We start from the raw sequence: 18,497 nt of genomic DNA on the forward strand, positions 1-18,497 counted from the left end.
TTTTTTGCCATTTTTTATAATATTTTCAAATATTTATCTCATAAAATAGCTTATAATTTTTATCTCTTTCTTTTGTAGTATATGCCCCTAAAAGCTCTCCCTTCTAATCATGATTTCGGAGCCGCGTGAGAGGGACGAAACAAACCGTTAGGTTCTTTGTCAAGGACGCCTTTAGGCGCCATGTAATGGTTTCCTTGACACTAAGAACCTAGGATTGTTAGTCCTCTCATTAAGCGCGGGTCTGATGTCATGATTTTGGTGAGCGTTCCAGAGAGTTTGAGAGGCGGATAGCCTCTCATTAAAAATAAAGTTTATAAATAAAAACTATTTTTATTTGCCAATCTCCTGAAATTGTTTTATCACTTAAGAAATATTTTGGTCGTCTACGCAGCGATCAAGAGGGAAATAAAGCCCTAAGTTCGAGAGTAAAAATTAGCCACTATGTGGTCACCCGGAATTCCGGGAGTTTTTGTTATGTCCAAGTGCTTCTCAGCACTAAAAGCAAAAAGCTGACTCGAACTCAGTACTTTATTACTCCCGGAATACTAATGCGAGGGCGCTCGCACCCGGTAGGGGGAATTTAAAGTGCAAAAAAAAACTCCACATTTAAATGACGTTTCTGTAGGAGAAAAAATTCGCTATAGAAGAAAGTACATGGGAATTTCTCAGACAGAATTAGGAAAAAAATTAGGAGTAAGCTTTCAACAAATCCAAAAATATGAAAACGGCTCAAATCGTGTAGGAGCTGGACGTTTGCAGGAAATCGCTGACATACTAGATGTTTCTATCTCCTTTTTTTATACCGATATTTCAGAAAAAAGAAATATTTCGTACCCTTATAATGAAGGACTTCATAGTAAAGAAGAATACTCCCTTTTAAAAGGTTTTAGAAAACTAAAACATAAAAAACAGAAAGCAATTTTATGGTTGGTTTCTGAATAAAATGAAAACTTTTAAAATTATAGTACATACTGCCATCTTCTCTATTCAGAAAAATATCATTTAATATCTTAAATATTTACTATGTATTTTATACGTAAATAATAAATAATTATAATTTATTTTGTGTGTAATTATTATTTACATAATTTTCAATAAGACGATTAAGGAAATCACCACCATCTTCATTAAGTTTATCCGCTAAAGACCAAAAACTGTCTCTTACTTCTGGTTCAAGTGCAAGTGTTAATCGTGCTGTTTTTAAACTACGTCTTCTACGTCCACTACCACGTTTTGTTTCTACACTATGACGTGTCGTAAAACCATTATTTTGACCTATCTTACCTAATTCTTGTTCATCTACTTTTTGTGCTTTTGTAAACGGTTGTAAATTTTCAAGATCCGGTAATACAATTTCAGCTCTTTTTGTCATGCTACTTTGTCCTTTAATAAATTTTCATTATCCAATACCTTCACAACAGCGTTAGCAAAAACTGTTGCATTTTCTTGTGCTGCTTGAGGATTATTCACATCAGAAGATGCTAAATCAAAGAGAGACCCCCCTATCTGAAAAAGAGCACTAAAAGCTCCTCTTTCAGTTAATGAAGCAGGTAAAATAGGAAGATTAGCTTTTTCTAGCGTTTTCTCTATATGCTGTCCTTCGCGACTGTTTAAGGTATTGGTCATAGAAAATACGATACGAAAAGGTATTTCTCTTTTAAAAAACTGACTCTGTTGTTTTATTAAAGCAATGATCTTTCCTATCTGATCTCCATCAAGTTGTTTTTTTCTCATAGGAACCAAAACTAAATCCGCTCTCCCTATAGCAAAAGAAGCCGCAAGATTAGCAGAACCTTCAAGGTCAACAATAACAAATGGAAACTGTTCTACAGCATCATCAATGCAAGAAACAATATTCTGTTCTGTAATGTCTCCAGAAACTTCTATATTTTTGGGCATTGTATCTACAGATCTTTTCATCCATGTCACAAGTGGTTGATTTGGGTCTGCATCAATTAATTTCACCTTAGATCCGGCTTTAGCAAAAACGTTAGCTAATACTAATGCCATTGTGGATTTTCCAACACCACCTTTTGTTGAACACATAGTAATTACAGGCATTAAGATATTCCTTATTCAATGAATAAACACTAAATAAATAACATTTATTTATTACGTATTTATTAAAATTATAAATCATTATTATTTATTTTGTGAATATTTATTGTTTACGTACAAAATACGTAATAAATATTTATATCTTGTTAATTTCAAATCAGGTATAATCGGGTGTGCACATTCCAGTATGCAAACGAGTTTATTTCACAATTTCGTTTCTTGTGAGTAATTGATTTTTACATTACTTTTATATATATTAGATAATTATATAGTAAGAGGAATTTTTTATGTCTTCATTAACAGTTACAGCAAAAGGACAAATTACGCTAAAGCGGGATTTACTACAGCACCTTGGTGTTAAACCAGGTGAGAAGATTGACTTTGATAAATTACCAGGTGGTGAACTTCGTATAAAAGCGTCACAGCCTACAAGCACTATTGAGAGCTTTATTGGACGATTTTCTGGAAAACTAAAAAAACCTCTAACCATTGAAGAAATGAACGAAATTACAGCCTCTAGTTGGGCTGGGAAAAAATGAAGATTTCTGTAGATACAAATGTTCTAGCTCGTGCTGTTTTACAAGATGATAAAAAGCAAGGGGAGGTAGCAAGTAAGATTTTAAGAGAAGCTTCTCTCATAGCTATTTCTCTACCTTGTCTATGCGAACTTGTTTGGATACTTCGCCGAGGTGCAAGACTATCAAAAGAAGATGTAGCTGGAATGTTACGCGATCTGCTAGCAACCAGTAATATAGTAATGAATAGACCAGCTGTTGAAGCAGGGCTTGCTATTCTAGAGGCTGGTGGTGATTTTGCTGATGGAATTATAGCTTATGAAGGTAATTGGCTAGGTGGCGAGACATTTGTTTCGTTTGATAAATTAGCAATCGACCTATTAAAGAAAAACGGACAATTAGTAAAACTCCTTACTTAATGAGTGAGCTAATACCTATAAAAGAATAAGCTATAGATGTGGATTTTCCAACACCACCTTTTGTTGAACACATAGTAATTACAGGCATTAAGATATTCCTTATTTACTAAATAAATATTATTTATTTAGTATGTATTTTGTACGTAAATAATAAACATACTTCAATGCATCACGTCATGGAAAAGAACTATCAACTTGGCGCAGTTTATCTTAATTTTCCAATGTTCTTGGCATGGTAATGATAGGCTTTGTTTTTGTAAGCTTGATGTTTTTACGTTCAATAAATAAACGTAAGGTGTTCACACTAACTCCTAATGTCTTAGCAATACGGCTCTGTGATAAACCAACATTTATAAATGCTTGAATTTCATCAATATGGCTATCAAGCTTCAATCTTGTGGCTATACTCCCCTTTGGACGACCAAGTTTTATACCACGTTGACGAGCAACACTTAATGACTCTTTTGTGCGTGTTTGAATTAAATGTCTCTCAATCTGTGCTACCATACCTAATACAGTTGCGATGATATCGCTTTGTAAACTACCGTCCATGATAAGATTTTGTTTCGTCACGTGAAAAATTAAACCACGTTCACTAGCGGCTTTGAGAATTTCTAGGACAGCAAGAGAAGAACCAGCTATACGAGAAAATTCAGGGGTTAATAATACATCTCCTCGTTCTGCTTTTTTAATTAAAACACCAAGCTTACGCTTGCGCCAATCTTTTCCTCTACTTGCAATTTCTTCTTCAATATGGAGTGGAGCAAAGCCATGTTTGTTAGCATATTCTAACAAGCCAAATTTTTGATTTTCTGTATCTTGTCCATCACGAGAAACACGTAAATAAGCATAAAATTTTGGCATTTTCAGTAAAAAGGTTATTTTATATTAAAACTGATATATTATTGCATAGAAAAAATAGGAATTAAATATACAATTTTCGTTCATAAAAAATGATCGTTTTTTCTGATAGAATAATTAAAATGATCAATGATAAAATAGGAAATTTGATTGATCAGATTTAATCATTAGATTAATATTTCAAGACAGATTACAGAAAGGAATTTCCTATGCAAAAGAAATTACCCAAAAGTTATATGACTGATGCTGAACGCGAGGAATTACGAGTAGGCGGTTTAGATCAAGATGGTATTTATACTGCCGAGTCAGAAGCTGCAGATCATGCCGGTGATGGCAACACAGCATGGGAATGGTTGGCAATGACTGAGCCTCCAGCACATACACTTTTGTTTCTTAGATCTGAACATGGAGCACAATTTATTCGTGATATGGGATTTTCTACAAAAAAAGCTGATGAGAAATATGGTCCAGATTGGTTAGACAAAGGTATTATGATAGGAGGCGATTATTTCTGAAGAAGACGACAAGATAGAAAAGATTTTTTTCCGTGAAAATAACTATGTAGAAAGTCGTGCTCAAACATTAGCGACTAAGAGGCTATGTAGTGTGTGGAATGAATTGTATGATCATGTTTGTGATATTGGACGTAGCAATAACTTATCATTACTTATTAGTACAGAACGCAAAATTGTAAAAAATGATTTGTTTAGATATTCCAATAGTAAGTCTATGGCAGGGAGCCTCAGAACAGCTTTAGCGGAAATAGATGTTATTAAAGATCATGTAATAATTGTTTCTGATCCTAAGCAATATGACATAATCAATAGGGGACATAATCTACCAAAGCTTCGTAAAAATGGATTGCCTTATGATGCAGCTAGACGAGCAATGGCATCACATTATACACGGTTGAAAAATCTCGATAAAGGGCGTTTAACAGATATTGAAAAGTCTATCCTTGATATGCGGATGAATAATATGAAGGTAATGCGCAAGATCTACGAAAATATGCAAGCTAAAGCTATAAATCTTTATACAAATAATCAGTATCGTAGAGAAACGTGAGATCTCCACTTTTTTCTTGTTGTAATTGACCTACTAATTTTGCGTGTAAATAAACATCAAGTGTACGGGTCATAATTTTTCATTTTCAATCTGAATATCAAGACCAAGCATTGAAAGCACATGTATGGTTTTTCCAACATGACAAGACTCTTTGCCTCTTTCTAAATCACGAATAAATCGCACACCAACCCCTGATGTAGCTGCTAACTGTTCTTGTGTTAATCCTTGTTTTTTACGTGTATTTCTAACAATAAAACCCAATATTTTCATTCTGCTTTCAATCATAATCATCCCGAAAGGGATGATTATATCATTTCATGCTTTTATTACAAGAAAATAAACCTGTACGGGACGTTTTTATCCCATATACTCCTAAAGCCTTATCCCAAGAACAAAGAAGAGTGCATATTTTGCGTATACTTCATACAGAAAAAAATTCAGTAGTTAACTGTATCTAAATTGAATCCGGCTGTGTTTAATAGTTCAACAAGTTTTGGGAGCGTCTCTTTTACGTGTTCATTAAAAGGAATATAATTAATCCCTTCATAATCTAAAGGTACTTCAACATCTCGTTTTTTTAAAATAGCAATATTTCTGCAAGAAATTATAGGAAACAACATACCCATTTTAAAAATAACATTTTGATTAGCGCGCGGCTGTGCGTCTTTTTTATCAGCAGATTTTGCATAGCCAATGTCATCGGGAGTAAGTAGAACAATACCAAATTTTGGAGAATTAGTTTGCATACTAATTTCTTGTTTAAAATCCTCAATAGTAGTTAAATCATCACTACCAAATTTCAGAACGTACGGTTCCAATCCAAGCTTAAAAAGAATACGTTCAGTTTGTTCTAAAATAGTATGATTATTATATACAATAAAAATTTTTGGCATTTGGATCTCCCCTAAAAAATATATGCATTTGACCCAGAGGGCTTATTATTCCTTATCAACGAATAATTGCGACAAAAATTTCTCCCAATCTATATTTTCCTTTAATTTATCATTAGTCTCTTTATCGAATTTTATTTGTTTACCATTTATAGTAAAATAAAATTCAACACTTTCGATATCATCATGATTGAACATTACCAACACCTATAATTTTAATTATGTTTCATGTTTTATTGAGTTTAATGGAAATTTTAATACCTTTGTTTTTACATTGCTCTCTGAAAGCAGGCGCCCCCTCGCCTTTATCTTATTTACGCAACATCCTCATACTCATGACGATAATAATCATCTTCACTACCAAATCTTGGAATTGCCTCATCATTAATTTGATCACCAAATGATAAAGAGGCATTGCTATGAATACAAGAATTGCCAGATACAACAGCACCATACACAACAGCATCATCAATGACACTGGAATGATCACAAATATAAGCACCATCACCAACAATTGCATACCCCCCAACATGAGCATCATCACAAATAACAGATGTATCAGAAATATAAGCATTATCACTTACAGAGGCGTTATCATAAATTTTTGCATTACCTTCAATTACAACAGCGTTTTGAATATGGGCGTTGCCATAAACCTCACAATAATCATTTATTGTCATGCCTTCAAAAATAGCATTACCATAAATTTGTGCATTCCCATAAACGTCTACAAAAAAGCTTTTCACTTTACCATTTTCATAAATCCGTGCATTTTGAAAGACGTGTGCTTTATCGTAAACCCAACAATTTCCGTCATGAGAGAGGTTATCTTCCTTCTCAATAAAACCACCAAGATCACCAGCCTTGACATCACCAAAGTCTCTTAATGCACGTATGCGATAAAGTGTAGCATCACCAACTTGTTTGGTTTCATTTGTAAATTCATATTTTTTGGAGATAGCGTTCATAATGAACTCCTTTAGGTTAATAAAGTTTTGAATTGACACCTATAAAGGCGTCGGGCGCTCAAAACACAGCCTAAAGTCTGTTGTTATGCTTTCCCCATAAGGGTGTTTTATGGCATAACTACACCCGACAAAATCATTATACGTTTTTAAAACATAAAAGACAGTCAGTTTTTGAAAAGCAAAGAAAGATTGTTTCGTAATCTATTCGCTTTAGGATTAGTGTTTTGATCACTTAAGTATTTATATAGCAAAATACCGATTTATTGTCAACTATTTTTTGTCTTTTTTTGCCATTTTTTATAATATTTTCAAATATTTATCTCATAAAATAGCTTATAATTTTTATCTCTTTCTTTTGTAGTATTTGCCCCTAAAAGCTCACCCTTTTAATCATGATTTCGGAGCCGCGTGAGAGGGACGAAACAAGCCGTTAGGTTCTTTGTCAAGGACGCCGTTAGGCGCCATGTAATGGTTTCCTTGACACTAAGAACCAAGACTTGTTAGTCCTCTCATTAAGCGCGGGTCTGATGTCATGATTTTGGTGAGCGTTCCAGAGAGTTTGAGAGGCAGATAGCCTCTCATTTAAAAAGGATAAAGGATCTAATAAAATAATTGCTAAATAAAAATATCTTGTATATATCTTTTTTTGGAGGGAGAGGTTCTAAAAAGTTATCCCCGCTAGGATAAGTTGATCATTTATCTCTTTCTCTTTTTTTTAAATCAAAAATTTTTACTATTTTCGAATTCCTTTACGTCTTTAAAAAATGAAGATTAATTGTACTTATGCAAATTTTGACATTGTTAGATTATTTAACGTTTTATTGAGTTCAAACTCAAACAAAGAGCTTTTTTCTTCGTTTAGCTTTATTTTCTGATTTTTTTCTAAGTTTAAACTATTTATTTCTTCTTGATCAGCTTGTTTCAATAAAGCGAATAAAGAACGCTCTAGATATAATTCTCCCTTTTTTTCTTTATCAATCATGCCGCGGAGATATCCTCCTGGTGATTTTACAAGTCCTCTAGCATATTTTTCAAAAATGATGGCAATTGCCAGAGCTGTTTTTTTAAGCCCCATGATTTTTGTAGCTTGTTCAGCGGCATGTTCTGAAACTTTAATCATTCTGTACATAGGATACATAGAATGTATCAAATCGCTTTCTGTTTGGAAACTACATTCAGAAAACAAGACGGCATTTGGTAAAGCCTTTTCTAGTATCTCCGGCTTAATTTGAGGCAATGTACTACCTTTTGAAGGAAGTGATGTTTCGGTTTTGCCGTTCTCTATATTTTCATAAGCCATTTTATCGTGACCGAAGGTCACATTAACGATTTGAGTGTGTTCAGAGTTATCTGAACACTCATTTTTGTTACAATTACAATTATAGTTAGAGGTTGTATTATGTAATTGCATAACATTTTTATTGTTTGTGCATAACATTTTTGTAAAAAATAAACGCTCTAAGAGCCAATTCAAAAGCTTAATAGCTTTTTCCAATTTAACGGTGGACGCTTTAAAAGGAGAACCAAGAACAGATTTAACTTTATTCATACGAATTAAAAACATTGAAGCAATAGGTGTAAATTTTATTTCTTCAATACGAAGCCGTAATCGACGACAAACGCCACAAAAGGTTCTAACCGCCATATCATGATGTTTCTTTTCTTCTTTACTCTTTAAAATAGAGTGCTGAAGTTCATGGTAACGCGCGATTAAAATGCTAAGATCAATACCACAAGCAATTGGTACATGATGAGCAGAACTAAAACCATAGCGTTTATAATTAGCAGAATCCCGCATCACAATAAGACCTTTATCAAAAAGGCGTGAAAGCAACCTACTTACGTGAACAGATGTACAACCAATTTCCAGACCAATTTGATGGTTGGTTTTAAAAACTATTGGAATTTTACCTTTTTCAAAATGCGTAACTGGTACAGTATTCAAAAGTTTAGCTAATAAATGGGCTTCTGTTCCTTTGATAAGATCAGTTATTGGTAAGTCTTGTACAAGAAAAAGAAGTTGGCTTCTAGTAATGTGGCCAATATCGGTATTATCAGCAATTTTTATATATTCCCAGTGCTTTGAAGTTAATTTTCTACCAGATGTTTTATTAACCATAATTTTTAAAACCTCTCATTGGAGGCAAAAAAATGCTAAAAATATCCCTTTTCTACAAAATTTCTCTTGCAGAATGCTTCACGATAAATTAAATTAGGAATTACTTTGTGGAATTTAATTTACCGTATATGTAGTACGGGCTTTTTAGAAACCCTTCTGTTAACGCAGTTGGGTTTTTATTTTTTTGCCATTATATTTCCCTCTATTTGAAACGACTCATAGATTTACATAATGAGTCAAGATGAAACTATATTCAAAAGAAAAATATTTTCAATATAGTAAAGGAAAATTAAGTCCCCATTTTCCCATTCTCTAATTCAACATTTTTTGTAAAAACAACTTTCCTATCTTTAAAAACAAGACTTGGATTAATAAAATACCAAGCTCTATGATTTTGTTTAGCAATAATACCTGCTTTTTCTAATTCAGCTACACCACGAAAAAAGGTCGTTGGTGATAATGCTAACTTACTTTCTTGAGCTTCAAGAAATGTTTTTAAAATAGCCTTATCTAAAATCACAGTATTAGTGCGAATTAATCTGTTTTGAAGTATCCAAGCCAAAACTAAAAAAACTTTTATTCCTGCTGCTTTTAAATCAAAAATTAGCGCCACATTGACAAGAATCTGCTCTTCTGGATCCTTAATAGAAACCACAATATCATTAATGAAAGGACTCTGATCGTGCCTAACGGTTTGCTTTCTTTGTTTATCTGATATACTAACTGTCATTTATGGTAATACAATTGCCATATTAAAATAATAAATCGAATCTCCAATAAGGATAATTTACATTCGCTCAAGTGTCAATATGACTTTTATTTTTGCGAAGAAAAACTTTCTTAAGTCGTAACAGGTGATAAAAAATCAACGGACGATCAAAATGGATAAAATAAACTTGCGAAAGCAAAAATATTCCCCGTATGAAAATCCTTTTCTTAAAAATTCTGAAATATTTGCTGATAATAAAATTGTTAAAACGTGCATTATACAACAAAAATTTATCAATTCTGACACTGATAAAATAGACGTTGTACCTATAATTCACGTCATAGAAAAAACAAATAAAGAAAATTTTATAGAAATATTTGCTGATGGCATTCAAGCAATTTTTAATTTATCTCGTACAGGACATCGTGCTTTGATAATAGTTTTAGAAGAATATCAATCTAATAAATCAACAAACGAAGACCCCAGTAGCGTTACCTTAATCTGGTTTGATGGGGGTATAAATGGAAAAAAGCGCGATATGGTCGACAGAACTTTTCACAACGGTTTAAGAGAACTTATACAAAAAGGAATTTTGAAACCAAAATTGCCTAATCAATACTGGGTGAATCCTATTCTGTTATTCAAAGAAGAAAAAGTTGTTTTTATGAAAGAATATCAAATAGAATCATCTTCTACCAAACCGGATATTTCATCCGTTGAACATCAAACAGATCTTGAAGATTTTATAACAAAATAACTTGTATCATTTATCGTGCTGTGTATATTATGGAGCATCTTGATTTAAGCGCGTGAGGGGAAGATAATGTCAAAATCACAAATAAGCAAAGAGACGCTCGTCCTTTTACTTTTATGGCTTCGTGGTCCTTTAAGATTGATACTAAGCCTTATAGTGATAATGGGGTTTGTGGGATTGCTTACAATTCCTATTATGATATTATCAATAGGTTGGTCAAAAGCACTAATAAACATTACAATTTGTTCGTTTATATTAGGTTTTGGCTCTTTCCTTCTAATTTTTTATTATGATAGACTTATAAGATATTTACAATAAACTGTTCACGTATTTTCCCATTAACAATACTAATAAAAAACAAAAGATCACGATAATTAAATCTGTATTCCGATATAATTGATGAGATTAATACATATAATTTTTAAAGATGGAAAAAATGAAAAAAATTATTTTAATATGCTTGGCTCTATTGACTATAGGATTTAGTATTACAGGTTGTGGTAAAAGTGAAGAGGAAAAACGTAAAGCCCAACAAGAGGAACAAGCTAAAAAATTTTTTGATGAAGAATTAACCTCTACAGATCGTGATCATGCATTTTAAAAAAATGCTAGTATCAATCTCTAACTAAAGAAGTTACTATCTATTTCTCAAAAATAAAACCATAGCTTCTTTAGTTCTTATCTATTATAGATCCTGCTCCAAAAATTGTATTTTCAATATCAGATTGAGTTTTATTATAACTAGAAAATTGGATATCGTTATATTCTGGTGGTGTAGGTGGAGCATTAAGACTAAGGTTTGCTGCATTTTCCATTCCTGGAACACAAAAAGCAGCCATATGTCCAAGACCTTTTAAAGTCATATCGGTAGCCTCTCTCATTTTTAGAAGAGCTGAATTAGATTGATCTGAAGTAGCCGATTTAGATTGAGGTTTACTAGTGCTAGTGGAACGGCTTTCCCCTCCAGCTACGCGTGGATTTCCACCCGATGTAGGTTTATTACCACTATCTTTAAAAGAGTTTCCTGTCAGTTGAGAAGCATTTGTATTGCTACCTACCCCTGTTGCAGCTCCCCCGCCACCCATTCCTCCGCTTGCTCCTCCTAAAGCACCGCCTGTTCCACCAGCAGCAGCTCCTCCACCACCACCAGCAACAGCTGGCGCTCCTGCTGCTGCAGTTGCTGCTACAACAGCAGCTCCTATAGCAGCGCCAGCCATTGCTCCAATAGTTGCACCACTCCCACCACTTGTTCCAGAAATTAAACCAGCAATAATTTCCGGAATAGTCTTTGTTAAATACGCACATAACAAAGAAAGTCCTAGCAGTGTCCAATTTGATGCATCAGAAAAAGTATATGCTTCTCTCCATTGCATTATGGAATCTGTCATCAAGGTCACTAAGAGTGTTATTACAAAAAGCTTTGCTCCAACAGAAACGGCATAACGAAAAGCCGTTATGCTTATTTCTCGTGTCCATTGAGAAGCACCAAAACCCATAAATATTACAGATGCATTAATCACAATGTATGACTCTATAATTGTAACAGCCAGTAAAACCGCAATAAAACCAAAGCATAAAAAAACAACGGCAGCCTGAAGAGCAAGCAATACAGCAGTTATAGGATTCCAAGTGCTAGTATTTATCATAGCCAGAGCAAGCTTAATGCTTTCATCTAAAATTGTTCCAGGGAGAAGAGAACGGGTTCTCCCACTTGCCTGAGCTGCTACTATACGGAAGCTATCAACAATAGCTGTACCCCATTCTTGAGAATACTCCAAAAGAGCAGCAAAAAAACCTATAACAAGAACGAACTTCACTAACTCCCCAACTAAATCAGCAATATCAGATTGCTTAAACAAAAGAGGAATAAAGCTAAAAAGAAATTGGAGAATAGCCAATAACCAAAAAAGACGAAAACCATAATGATGTAATTTTGAATACCAACCATGAGATTGATTTTGTATCAAATCTATTAAACCATTAAATGATTTAGTACTATCTACAGATTTAGCAAAAGAAACATCTGCAAAAATGGTACAGCCAATAACAAACAGAAAAAATATTAAAAAAATGATTTTTTTATTTCTTAACATTTGGTAATTTTCTATCTTTTTAAAATGCATGATTACGATCTGTAGAGGTTAATTCTTCATCAAAAAACTTTTCAGCAGCAGCTTCATTTTTTGCTTTACGTTCTACTTCATCAGCTGTGTAATTTGCCTGTAAAGTAATATTATTAGCCATCAATTCTCGAAGCATTTGCAGTTGCTTAACTTGTTGCGTAGCAATTTCATTTCCAGCTTGAATGGCTTGCATACGACCCTTTGCAGTTGTTGAACGCTTGATAAGCCTACGCATCAATTTATTCTCATCATCAAAACTACTTGTGTTAATTCCAGCTGCCTCGATAGCGATACGTGCATTAGAAAAACCATTTTCTGCCCATTTTCTAAAATCTTCTGCCGGATTTATTTTTCCAACTTTTTTTAAAAAATTTTCATAACCAGGATAACGTTTTTTAAATTTACTATGCAGGTCCTTCATATTATAGGCAATGCTTGTGCCGTCTTGATAAACTTTGTTTAATAGTTGTAAATCATTCACAAATCTTTCAATGCTCAAAGGATCAAGTGTTTTAGCTTGCTCTATCATATCTTTATATTGTTTAATTTCTACTGCGAGCTGCTCTGCAGTGTTTAATGCAGTCTCCACAGATTTTGCATACTCTAACGCCTGTGTCAAAAGATTAGAACAATTGGTGCAGGTAACAGGTAGGAGAGCTTTCACTGGAGTAATTAAAATAATAAAATTGATTATAATAAATGTACTCATTACAGAAAAAGCTTTAAGTCTCTTCAAGATATTTTTCATAATTAATTCCCCTCATTTGAAGCCATTTTAAAGGCCAGTTTTGTGTGTCTTCATTAATAAGTTTTTTTACTTCAGCGAGATCTTCTTTGCTAGAAATCGCTACAAAAGAAAGAGCAATGTCACCTAATCCTAATTCAAAAAGACGGCGTCCAAGAATAGATTTATAATAATATTGTCTTTTCTTTTTAGCTGTTTTGATAATTTGAATTTCTTTATCATTCAAACCAATCATTCTATATAGATCAAATGCTCCCGGCGCTCCCTCAGCACCTTTTGTTTCTGCTTCTTCATTAGGAAGTAATATTTTGGTAGGACACTGTTCTAACAAAACATCAAGAATACCAGAACGAACTGCATCAGACAGGCTTTGTGTTGCCATGATTACAAGGCAATTCTTTTTTCTTAGTTCTTTTAACCATTCACGAATTTTCTCACGAAAAACAGGATGTCCAAGCATAATCCATGCTTCGTCAAGTGAAAGAATAGATGGTTGTCCTTTCAAGCTTCTTTCAAAACGTCTAAACAAATATAACAAAACAGGTAAACCATTTTTATCACCTAGCTTCATGAGTTCATCAATTTCATAGACAATAAAATCATTATGATCTTCAAACTCTTCTTGACCATCTAACAAATGTCCCATAGCACCAGAAATCGTATAATGTGCAAGTGCATTACGGATTTCTTGGTTCTGAATCGAAGTAACAAAATTACTGAGTGAACGCATGTTTTTAGGTGTTTGACTCATCTGCTTCATTGCACGATGAATTTCCATTTTTTGCTGAGGAGACGGTGTTTGACCCGTCTGTAATTCATAGCAAATAGCAATCCATTCTTGCGCCCAGAGATTATCGGCTTCTGTATCAATGTCTGCAAGAGGCATAAGAGCACCGACAGCGCTATCACTATCACCAATATCATAATGACGTCCATTTATAGCATAACACAATGTATATAATGAACGACCTTTATCAAAAGCAGTAATATTAGCAGGGAAATGCTTACCATCTTTATCTGTTGCTCTTGACCAATATCTACGCGCTTGCGCTAATAAAAACGCTAAAAGTGTTGATTTACCAGCTCCAGTTGGACCAAATACAAGTGTGTGACCAACATCATCAACATGTAAATTAATCCGAAATGGCGTTGCCCCTGTCGTTATTACTTGAGATAAAGCAGGAGAATTATCAGGATAGAGTGGACAAGGATTAAATTGTAAACCTGGCCATACACTTGAGAGAGGTAACATATCAGCAAGATTTTGAGTATTAATTAACGGACGTCTAATATTTGGATAAGTTTGACCCGCAATTGTCCCTAACCATGCTTCCATTGTATTGACTGTTTCAATACGAGCGGCAAAACCTCTATGTTCAATTTCGCGTTTAATTAATCTAGCATTTTCTGCTAAGACCTCACGGTCTTCATGCATTAAAACAATTGTTGGTGAATAATAACCATAAGCAACAAGACCTGAACGAGCTTCGTTCATTGCTGTTTCAGCTTGTTGTGCCATCAACAAAGCATCAGTATTAATAGTTCCTTTATTAGTTTTAAAAACCTGCGAAAAAAATCCCCTCACTTTTTGTTGCCATTTCAATCTATATTTATTTAATGCGGCAACAGCTTCATGCTGGTCCATAAATATAAAACGACTTGACCATCTATAATGTAAAGGAAAACCATCAAGAATATCTAATATTCCAGGATAACTAGCCGATGGAAAACCATCAATTGAAATACATGTAATAAATTTATCTCCGAGACGTGGAGTATCTCCTGGCCACAAGTCAGTATAACCTAGCCACGAATCCAAATACATAGGACAATCTGGTATTCGAAGAGCAACCGCTTTGCCATTAATAGCATAATGTAAATAATTGACAAGCTGGTCGCTTTCATAAGTCTCATCACCATTCCTAATAGTGACCGCTTTCATTCGCTGCATTTTAAGAAGATCACCAAGCCCAACATAAAAATCCTCTATTTTCTTTTTAAAATCGTCAAGTAAACGTTCAGCAGGAGTAGTTGATTCAACGGTATCGTCTTCATAAACAATTTCCCCCAACTTTGACGATTTTCGTGTAGGCGGTAGATACTGCATTAATAAAGCGTATTCTGTTTCGTAGTGCGTATCACTTCGCTGAAAATAAAAACGTCTTTCTGCATCAATCAATGCTGTAATGGGATCAGGAAAATGAGACAATTCAGGATCTGAATAACTTGGTGACTCTAAGCGTATAGCATCCACCCATATCGCCCATCCCGAATGAAATCGAGAGAGATATGTGTTAACCAAACTTGTTATATAATTTCTTTCTGCATCCGTTGCTGACATGGGGTCATCCCCACGGATAAAAAAACCAGCCAATAAAGAACCATCTTTTCCCAAAATAATGCCGTCATCAATTAAAGCTGCAAAATTTAAAAGATCAGGAAGTCCAGCAAGCGTAGAGCGAAAATGTTTTAACTTAAACATTAATAAGGCCTTGTTGATTTTGCAACACGAAATGGTCGTGAAAACGGAGCGTAATAACTACGATATCTCAATTGACGAATATAAATTCGAGACAAGATAGGATCAAATTTGGCCATTCTACGTAAAACGTAAAGACAAACAACCCAGATACAAATACCAATAGTTGCTGCTACAATGTTCATTGCTGAAACAATAAGAATTCCAGTTAAAAGCATTGATAGCAGCATTAATTCACGTTCTCCTCCCATAATTTGTTGAGGTCTGTGAAGAGAACGGAACAATTGTGTATATTGTTTGCCTCCCATTAAAGTCCTCCAACCACAACGTTAGCAGGAACAACAGCACCAGAAAAGAGAGCGCCTGTAAGAAGAGTGTTTGCAAAAACAATCACACTGATAACCAAAACAAGATAGATAATACGCTTTACAAACTCGCTAACTTCACCACCAAAAATCAGTGTAGCTCCACCAGCAACAAGCCCCAATAAAGAAACCACGAAAGCAACAGGACCAGAAACAGATTTTTTTAACTTCTCAAGAGGTGCTTCCCATGGAAGAGATGCTCCACCACCAGATGTTGCATCAGAAGCATATGCAATATCTCCCAAGATAAGATAGAGAAAGACTGCCGCCCCTATAATAAGAAAAAACAACACAATGTGATTATATAAATTACTTCTTGTTTGTGTTAAAGATAGTTGCATATTTTGCTCCTTTAATGAATGATTTTTGTTATGTACTTGTTGAGTGCGAGGTCGTACTCACAAACTTCAATAATTTCTTTGACTTTGCGACCTGAGGAGGTTTTTTCAATACTCAAAACTACATCAATTGTTTCCGCTATCAGTGATTGCATGGAAGCAATGGTTACTTCTGATATTAATTGTTGGATTCTTGTTAATCCTGCTGTTGCATCATTGGCGTGAACAGTTGCTATTCCACCTGGATGTCCAGTATTCCAGCTTTTTAACAAAGCTAAAGCTGCGCCATCTCTTACTTCGCCAACAATAATGCGATCTGGTGCCATACGCATAGTCACCTTTAACAACCGCGTCATATCAATATATTCCACAGCTCGAAATGTTACAGTATTAGGTGCAGCGCATTGAAGTTCAGCTGTATCTTCAATGATTACAAAGCGCTCTTCAGGAAATGTATCTGTCATTTCCTTTAAGATTGCATTCGTTAAGGTAGTTTTTCCAGTTCCTGTTCCACCCACAACAAGAATATTTTTATGATCTTTAACAGCAACATTTAAAAGCGATCTTTGATGTGGAGTAATGATGTTTTTTGCAACATAGTCATCTAAAGTAAAAATTTTCGTTGCTTTTTTTCGAATTGTAAATGTTGGGGCGGAAACGATAGGTGGAATTACCGCTTCAAAGCGGCTTCCATTCATTGGTAATTCGCATTCAAGAATAGGATTTTCTTTGGTAATTTGCGTTCCAAGAGCTGTAGCTACTGTTCCCATAGCGGCTTCTGCCCTATGCGCATCCACCATGCCGACAGCTTTTTTAGGTTCTCCCAAATGTTCAACCCATAATGTACCATCAGGATTTAACATAATTTCTATGACTGTAGGATCATCTAGGTAATCCCATATCTGCGGTCCAAATTCAAAACGCAGCTTCTCAATGAGACGTCTATTTTGCTCTGAACTTCGTCCACCTTTAAATGCTGTAACAGCCATTCTCCCATCCCCGCTTTTAAGAATATACCCCGTTCACTCTAGATAATGAGAAGAATGTAAAACTTAAAGCTTTTTAAAATAATGTCGGCATAATAATTTAAAGATTAAATTTGAACAACAAAAATATCTATCGTAATAGCAAAAATCCACATTCCTGTTACTTAAATTCTATGGTTTTTTATTAAAGAGAATGACCTTTATCGCGCGCAAGATCTATACCTATAGCTTTAGCTTGCATTTTTTCATAAAGTTTTCGCATCACCTTCATATTGTCCCTCCGCACATCAATGATTGATTTCTCAACTGATGTTAAACGCGCTTTGTCCAGATTTCCTAGTCGTGTATAATGAGACGCCATTGCTTTTCGCGCTTCATCATAAGGCAATCCTCCTTTACGATGCTTTGGTAGACTATGTCCTCTATTTATCGCATCATATTTCTCAGAATTAGAAACCAATTTTATGTGATCTTTAACAACATCTATTTCAGTTAATGCTGTTTCAAGGCTACTGGCCATAGCTTTACTATTAGCATACCGAAGCAAATCATCCTTTATAAGATCACTCTCCGTATCAAGAAGCGATGATAAATCCCCACTTTTTCCAACATTACGAATATGATCACATAGATTACTTCGCACATTGTGTAATTTTTGAGATACTAATGTTTTTTCAAGATCTTGTACTAGTATACTTTGTTGTAAAAACAGCTCTTCTAATTTATTAGAAATGATGACCTCCTATTACAACACCTTTATCTAACCAGTCCGGGCCATATTTTTCATCAGCACTTTTAGTAGAAAATCCCATATCTCGTATAAATTGCGCTCCACGTTGATGTCTAAGAAGTAAAAGTGCATGTGCTGGATATTCAGCCATCGCTAACCATTCCCAAGTTGCTTTGTTATCATTCGCCTTGGAAGCTGCTTCTGCTTCAACCATATAGATACTGTTTTGAGAAAGACCACCTGCTCGTAATTCCTCGCGTTCAGCATCAGTCATATAACTTTTTGGTAATTTATTTTCCATGAAAACCTCCTTATCTTAGTGTATGTTTACATATTAATTTAAAGGCTAGATCTGAGCAATAAAAAACAAATC

The 18,497-nt window shown here is 34.4% G+C and carries 24 protein-coding genes; 7 read left to right on the forward strand and 17 right to left on the reverse strand.

Going from position 1 to position 18,497, the window contains the following annotated elements; genetic code table 11:
* Positions 1-585 precede the first annotated feature (585 nt).
* The gene (locus ACFIK2_RS00410) at positions 586-942 is read left to right on the forward strand and encodes a helix-turn-helix domain-containing protein (RefSeq protein ID WP_375676761.1); all 357 of its coding nucleotides are present in this window, start codon (positions 586-588) and stop codon (positions 940-942) included.
* Between the two features lie 109 nt (positions 943-1,051).
* Here ACFIK2_RS00410 and ACFIK2_RS00415 read toward each other — a convergent pair whose 3' ends face one another.
* Positions 1,052-1,372, reverse strand: a complete 321-nt coding sequence (locus ACFIK2_RS00415; RefSeq protein WP_375676762.1) for a hypothetical protein — start codon at positions 1,370-1,372, stop codon at positions 1,052-1,054.
* Positions 1,369-2,061 carry a ParA family protein gene (locus ACFIK2_RS00420; protein WP_012755131.1) on the reverse strand — a complete coding sequence of 231 codons (693 nt, stop codon included), beginning with the start codon at positions 2,059-2,061 and terminating at the stop codon, positions 1,369-1,371. The genes ACFIK2_RS00415 and ACFIK2_RS00420 overlap by 4 nt, the downstream gene beginning before the upstream one ends.
* A 284-nt stretch (positions 2,062-2,345) precedes the next feature.
* Here ACFIK2_RS00420 and ACFIK2_RS00425 point away from each other — a divergent pair, with 284 nt between their 5' ends.
* Both ACFIK2_RS00425 and ACFIK2_RS00430 read left to right on the forward strand, forming a co-directional pair.
* Positions 2,346-2,597, forward strand: coding sequence for a hypothetical protein (locus ACFIK2_RS00425; RefSeq protein ID WP_004857201.1), 252 nt, complete (start codon positions 2,346-2,348; stop codon positions 2,595-2,597).
* The gene (locus ACFIK2_RS00430; protein ID WP_375628370.1) at positions 2,594-2,992 is read left to right on the forward strand and encodes a type II toxin-antitoxin system VapC family toxin; all 399 of its coding nucleotides are present in this window, start codon (positions 2,594-2,596) and stop codon (positions 2,990-2,992) included. Before ACFIK2_RS00425 ends, ACFIK2_RS00430 begins: the two co-directional genes overlap by 4 nt.
* 210 nt (positions 2,993-3,202) lie before the next feature.
* Here the strand turns inward: ACFIK2_RS00430 and ACFIK2_RS00435 are convergent, their stop codons facing one another.
* The gene (locus ACFIK2_RS00435) at positions 3,203-3,856 is read right to left on the reverse strand and encodes a recombinase family protein (protein WP_375676763.1); all 654 of its coding nucleotides are present in this window, start codon (positions 3,854-3,856) and stop codon (positions 3,203-3,205) included.
* Positions 3,857-4,062: 206 nt separating this feature from the next.
* Between ACFIK2_RS00435 and ACFIK2_RS00440 the strand changes: the two genes are divergently transcribed.
* Positions 4,063-4,368 (forward strand): hypothetical protein, encoded by a 306-nt coding sequence (locus ACFIK2_RS00440; RefSeq protein WP_375618898.1) that lies wholly within the window; start codon positions 4,063-4,065, stop codon positions 4,366-4,368.
* 91 nt (positions 4,369-4,459) lie between these two features.
* The gene (locus ACFIK2_RS00445) at positions 4,460-4,918 is read left to right on the forward strand and encodes a hypothetical protein (RefSeq protein ID WP_375618897.1); all 459 of its coding nucleotides are present in this window, start codon (positions 4,460-4,462) and stop codon (positions 4,916-4,918) included.
* Positions 4,919-4,987: 69 nt separating this feature from the next.
* Here the strand turns inward: ACFIK2_RS00445 and ACFIK2_RS00450 are convergent, their stop codons facing one another.
* From ACFIK2_RS00450 to ACFIK2_RS00475, 6 genes are all read right to left on the reverse strand, one after another.
* Entirely contained in the window at positions 4,988-5,203 is a 216-nt protein-coding gene (locus tag ACFIK2_RS00450; RefSeq protein WP_100130413.1) for a type II toxin-antitoxin system Y4mF family antitoxin, read from the reverse strand.
* 152 nt (positions 5,204-5,355) lie between these two features.
* Positions 5,356-5,811, reverse strand: a complete 456-nt coding sequence (locus ACFIK2_RS00455; RefSeq protein WP_375676764.1) for a TIR domain-containing protein — start codon at positions 5,809-5,811, stop codon at positions 5,356-5,358.
* A 45-nt stretch (positions 5,812-5,856) separates the two neighbouring features.
* Complete coding sequence (locus tag ACFIK2_RS00460; protein ID WP_375676765.1) at positions 5,857-6,006, reverse strand: hypothetical protein; 150 nt, start codon at positions 6,004-6,006, stop codon at positions 5,857-5,859.
* A 116-nt stretch (positions 6,007-6,122) separates the two neighbouring features.
* On the reverse strand, positions 6,123-6,776 hold the full coding sequence (locus ACFIK2_RS00465; RefSeq protein ID WP_375676766.1) for a hypothetical protein: 654 nt from the start codon (positions 6,774-6,776) through the stop codon (positions 6,123-6,125).
* A gap of 781 nt (positions 6,777-7,557) precedes the next feature.
* Positions 7,558-8,895: a replication initiation protein RepC gene (repC, locus tag ACFIK2_RS00470; RefSeq protein WP_375676767.1), complete on the reverse strand. Its 1,338-nt coding sequence runs from the start codon at positions 8,893-8,895 to the stop codon at positions 7,558-7,560.
* 289 nt (positions 8,896-9,184) lie between these two features.
* Positions 9,185-9,625, reverse strand: a complete 441-nt coding sequence (locus ACFIK2_RS00475) for a hypothetical protein (RefSeq protein WP_375621853.1) — start codon at positions 9,623-9,625, stop codon at positions 9,185-9,187.
* A gap of 151 nt (positions 9,626-9,776) precedes the next feature.
* On the opposite strand from ACFIK2_RS00475, the gene ACFIK2_RS00480 reads away from it, so the two are divergent.
* Positions 9,777-10,361 carry a hypothetical protein gene (locus tag ACFIK2_RS00480; protein ID WP_375676768.1) on the forward strand — a complete coding sequence of 195 codons (585 nt, stop codon included), beginning with the start codon at positions 9,777-9,779 and terminating at the stop codon, positions 10,359-10,361.
* Between the two features lie 433 nt (positions 10,362-10,794).
* Positions 10,795-10,959 carry a hypothetical protein gene (locus ACFIK2_RS00485; RefSeq protein WP_375676769.1) on the forward strand — a complete coding sequence of 55 codons (165 nt, stop codon included), beginning with the start codon at positions 10,795-10,797 and terminating at the stop codon, positions 10,957-10,959.
* Positions 10,960-11,029: 70 nt separating this feature from the next.
* Here ACFIK2_RS00485 and trbL read toward each other — a convergent pair whose 3' ends face one another.
* The 8 genes from trbL to ACFIK2_RS00525 form a co-directional block, all read right to left on the reverse strand.
* The gene (trbL, locus tag ACFIK2_RS00490; RefSeq protein ID WP_375676770.1) at positions 11,030-12,451 is read right to left on the reverse strand and encodes a P-type conjugative transfer protein TrbL; all 1,422 of its coding nucleotides are present in this window, start codon (positions 12,449-12,451) and stop codon (positions 11,030-11,032) included.
* A gap of 19 nt (positions 12,452-12,470) precedes the next feature.
* A complete protein-coding gene (gene trbJ, locus ACFIK2_RS00495) occupies positions 12,471-13,229 on the reverse strand; it encodes a P-type conjugative transfer protein TrbJ (RefSeq protein ID WP_375676771.1) in 759 nt (252 codons plus the stop codon).
* Positions 13,204-15,708 (reverse strand): transporter, encoded by a 2,505-nt coding sequence (locus ACFIK2_RS00500; protein ID WP_375676772.1) that lies wholly within the window; start codon positions 15,706-15,708, stop codon positions 13,204-13,206. The genes trbJ and ACFIK2_RS00500 overlap by 26 nt, the downstream gene beginning before the upstream one ends.
* Positions 15,708-16,013: a conjugal transfer protein TrbD gene (trbD, locus tag ACFIK2_RS00505; protein WP_208438669.1), complete on the reverse strand. Its 306-nt coding sequence runs from the start codon at positions 16,011-16,013 to the stop codon at positions 15,708-15,710. Before trbD ends, ACFIK2_RS00500 begins: the two co-directional genes overlap by 1 nt.
* Positions 16,013-16,411, reverse strand: coding sequence for a TrbC/VirB2 family protein (locus tag ACFIK2_RS00510; RefSeq protein WP_208438668.1), 399 nt, complete (start codon positions 16,409-16,411; stop codon positions 16,013-16,015). The genes trbD and ACFIK2_RS00510 overlap by 1 nt, the downstream gene beginning before the upstream one ends.
* A gap of 11 nt (positions 16,412-16,422) precedes the next feature.
* Positions 16,423-17,397, reverse strand: a complete 975-nt coding sequence (trbB, locus tag ACFIK2_RS00515) for a P-type conjugative transfer ATPase TrbB (protein ID WP_375676773.1) — start codon at positions 17,395-17,397, stop codon at positions 16,423-16,425.
* Between the two features lie 181 nt (positions 17,398-17,578).
* A complete protein-coding gene (locus tag ACFIK2_RS00520; RefSeq protein ID WP_375621674.1) occupies positions 17,579-18,037 on the reverse strand; it encodes a hypothetical protein in 459 nt (152 codons plus the stop codon).
* 82 nt (positions 18,038-18,119) lie between these two features.
* Entirely contained in the window at positions 18,120-18,425 is a 306-nt protein-coding gene (locus ACFIK2_RS00525) for a hypothetical protein (protein ID WP_375621675.1), read from the reverse strand.
* Between the last annotated feature and the right edge of the window lie 72 nt (positions 18,426-18,497).

Source organism: Bartonella sp. AP88XZML (genome assembly GCF_042195565.1).
GTDB lineage: Bacteria > Pseudomonadota > Alphaproteobacteria > Rhizobiales > Rhizobiaceae > Bartonella.

What these genes read in the sequence shown, in the direction of transcription:
- ACFIK2_RS00415 (WP_375676762.1), bottom strand. Translation starts at nt 1,372, where the DNA reads ATGACAAAAAGAGCTGAAATTGTATTACCGGATCTTGAAAATTTACAA.
- ACFIK2_RS00420 (WP_012755131.1), bottom strand. Translation starts at nt 2,061, where the DNA reads ATGCCTGTAATTACTATGTGTTCAACAAAAGGTGGTGTTGGAAAATCC.
- ACFIK2_RS00425 (WP_004857201.1), top strand. Translation starts at nt 2,346, where the DNA reads ATGTCTTCATTAACAGTTACAGCAAAAGGACAAATTACGCTAAAGCGG.
- ACFIK2_RS00430 (WP_375628370.1), top strand. Translation starts at nt 2,594, where the DNA reads ATGAAGATTTCTGTAGATACAAATGTTCTAGCTCGTGCTGTTTTACAA.
- ACFIK2_RS00435 (WP_375676763.1), bottom strand. Translation starts at nt 3,856, where the DNA reads ATGCCAAAATTTTATGCTTATTTACGTGTTTCTCGTGATGGACAAGAT.
- ACFIK2_RS00440 (WP_375618898.1), top strand. Translation starts at nt 4,063, where the DNA reads ATGCAAAAGAAATTACCCAAAAGTTATATGACTGATGCTGAACGCGAG.
- ACFIK2_RS00450 (WP_100130413.1), bottom strand. Translation starts at nt 5,203, where the DNA reads ATGATTGAAAGCAGAATGAAAATATTGGGTTTTATTGTTAGAAATACA.
- ACFIK2_RS00455 (WP_375676764.1), bottom strand. Translation starts at nt 5,811, where the DNA reads ATGCCAAAAATTTTTATTGTATATAATAATCATACTATTTTAGAACAA.
- ACFIK2_RS00460 (WP_375676765.1), bottom strand. Translation starts at nt 6,006, where the DNA reads ATGTTCAATCATGATGATATCGAAAGTGTTGAATTTTATTTTACTATA.
- ACFIK2_RS00465 (WP_375676766.1), bottom strand. Translation starts at nt 6,776, where the DNA reads ATGAACGCTATCTCCAAAAAATATGAATTTACAAATGAAACCAAACAA.
- repC (WP_375676767.1), bottom strand. Translation starts at nt 8,895, where the DNA reads ATGGTTAATAAAACATCTGGTAGAAAATTAACTTCAAAGCACTGGGAA.
- ACFIK2_RS00475 (WP_375621853.1), bottom strand. Translation starts at nt 9,625, where the DNA reads ATGACAGTTAGTATATCAGATAAACAAAGAAAGCAAACCGTTAGGCAC.
- ACFIK2_RS00480 (WP_375676768.1), top strand. Translation starts at nt 9,777, where the DNA reads ATGGATAAAATAAACTTGCGAAAGCAAAAATATTCCCCGTATGAAAAT.
- ACFIK2_RS00485 (WP_375676769.1), top strand. Translation starts at nt 10,795, where the DNA reads ATGAAAAAAATTATTTTAATATGCTTGGCTCTATTGACTATAGGATTT.
- trbL (WP_375676770.1), bottom strand. Translation starts at nt 12,451, where the DNA reads ATGTTAAGAAATAAAAAAATCATTTTTTTAATATTTTTTCTGTTTGTT.
- trbJ (WP_375676771.1), bottom strand. Translation starts at nt 13,229, where the DNA reads ATGAAAAATATCTTGAAGAGACTTAAAGCTTTTTCTGTAATGAGTACA.
- ACFIK2_RS00500 (WP_375676772.1), bottom strand. Translation starts at nt 15,708, where the DNA reads ATGTTTAAGTTAAAACATTTTCGCTCTACGCTTGCTGGACTTCCTGAT.
- trbD (WP_208438669.1), bottom strand. Translation starts at nt 16,013, where the DNA reads ATGGGAGGCAAACAATATACACAATTGTTCCGTTCTCTTCACAGACCT.
- ACFIK2_RS00510 (WP_208438668.1), bottom strand. Translation starts at nt 16,411, where the DNA reads ATGCAACTATCTTTAACACAAACAAGAAGTAATTTATATAATCACATT.
- trbB (WP_375676773.1), bottom strand. Translation starts at nt 17,397, where the DNA reads ATGGCTGTTACAGCATTTAAAGGTGGACGAAGTTCAGAGCAAAATAGA.
- ACFIK2_RS00525 (WP_375621675.1), bottom strand. Translation starts at nt 18,425, where the DNA reads ATGGAAAATAAATTACCAAAAAGTTATATGACTGATGCTGAACGCGAG.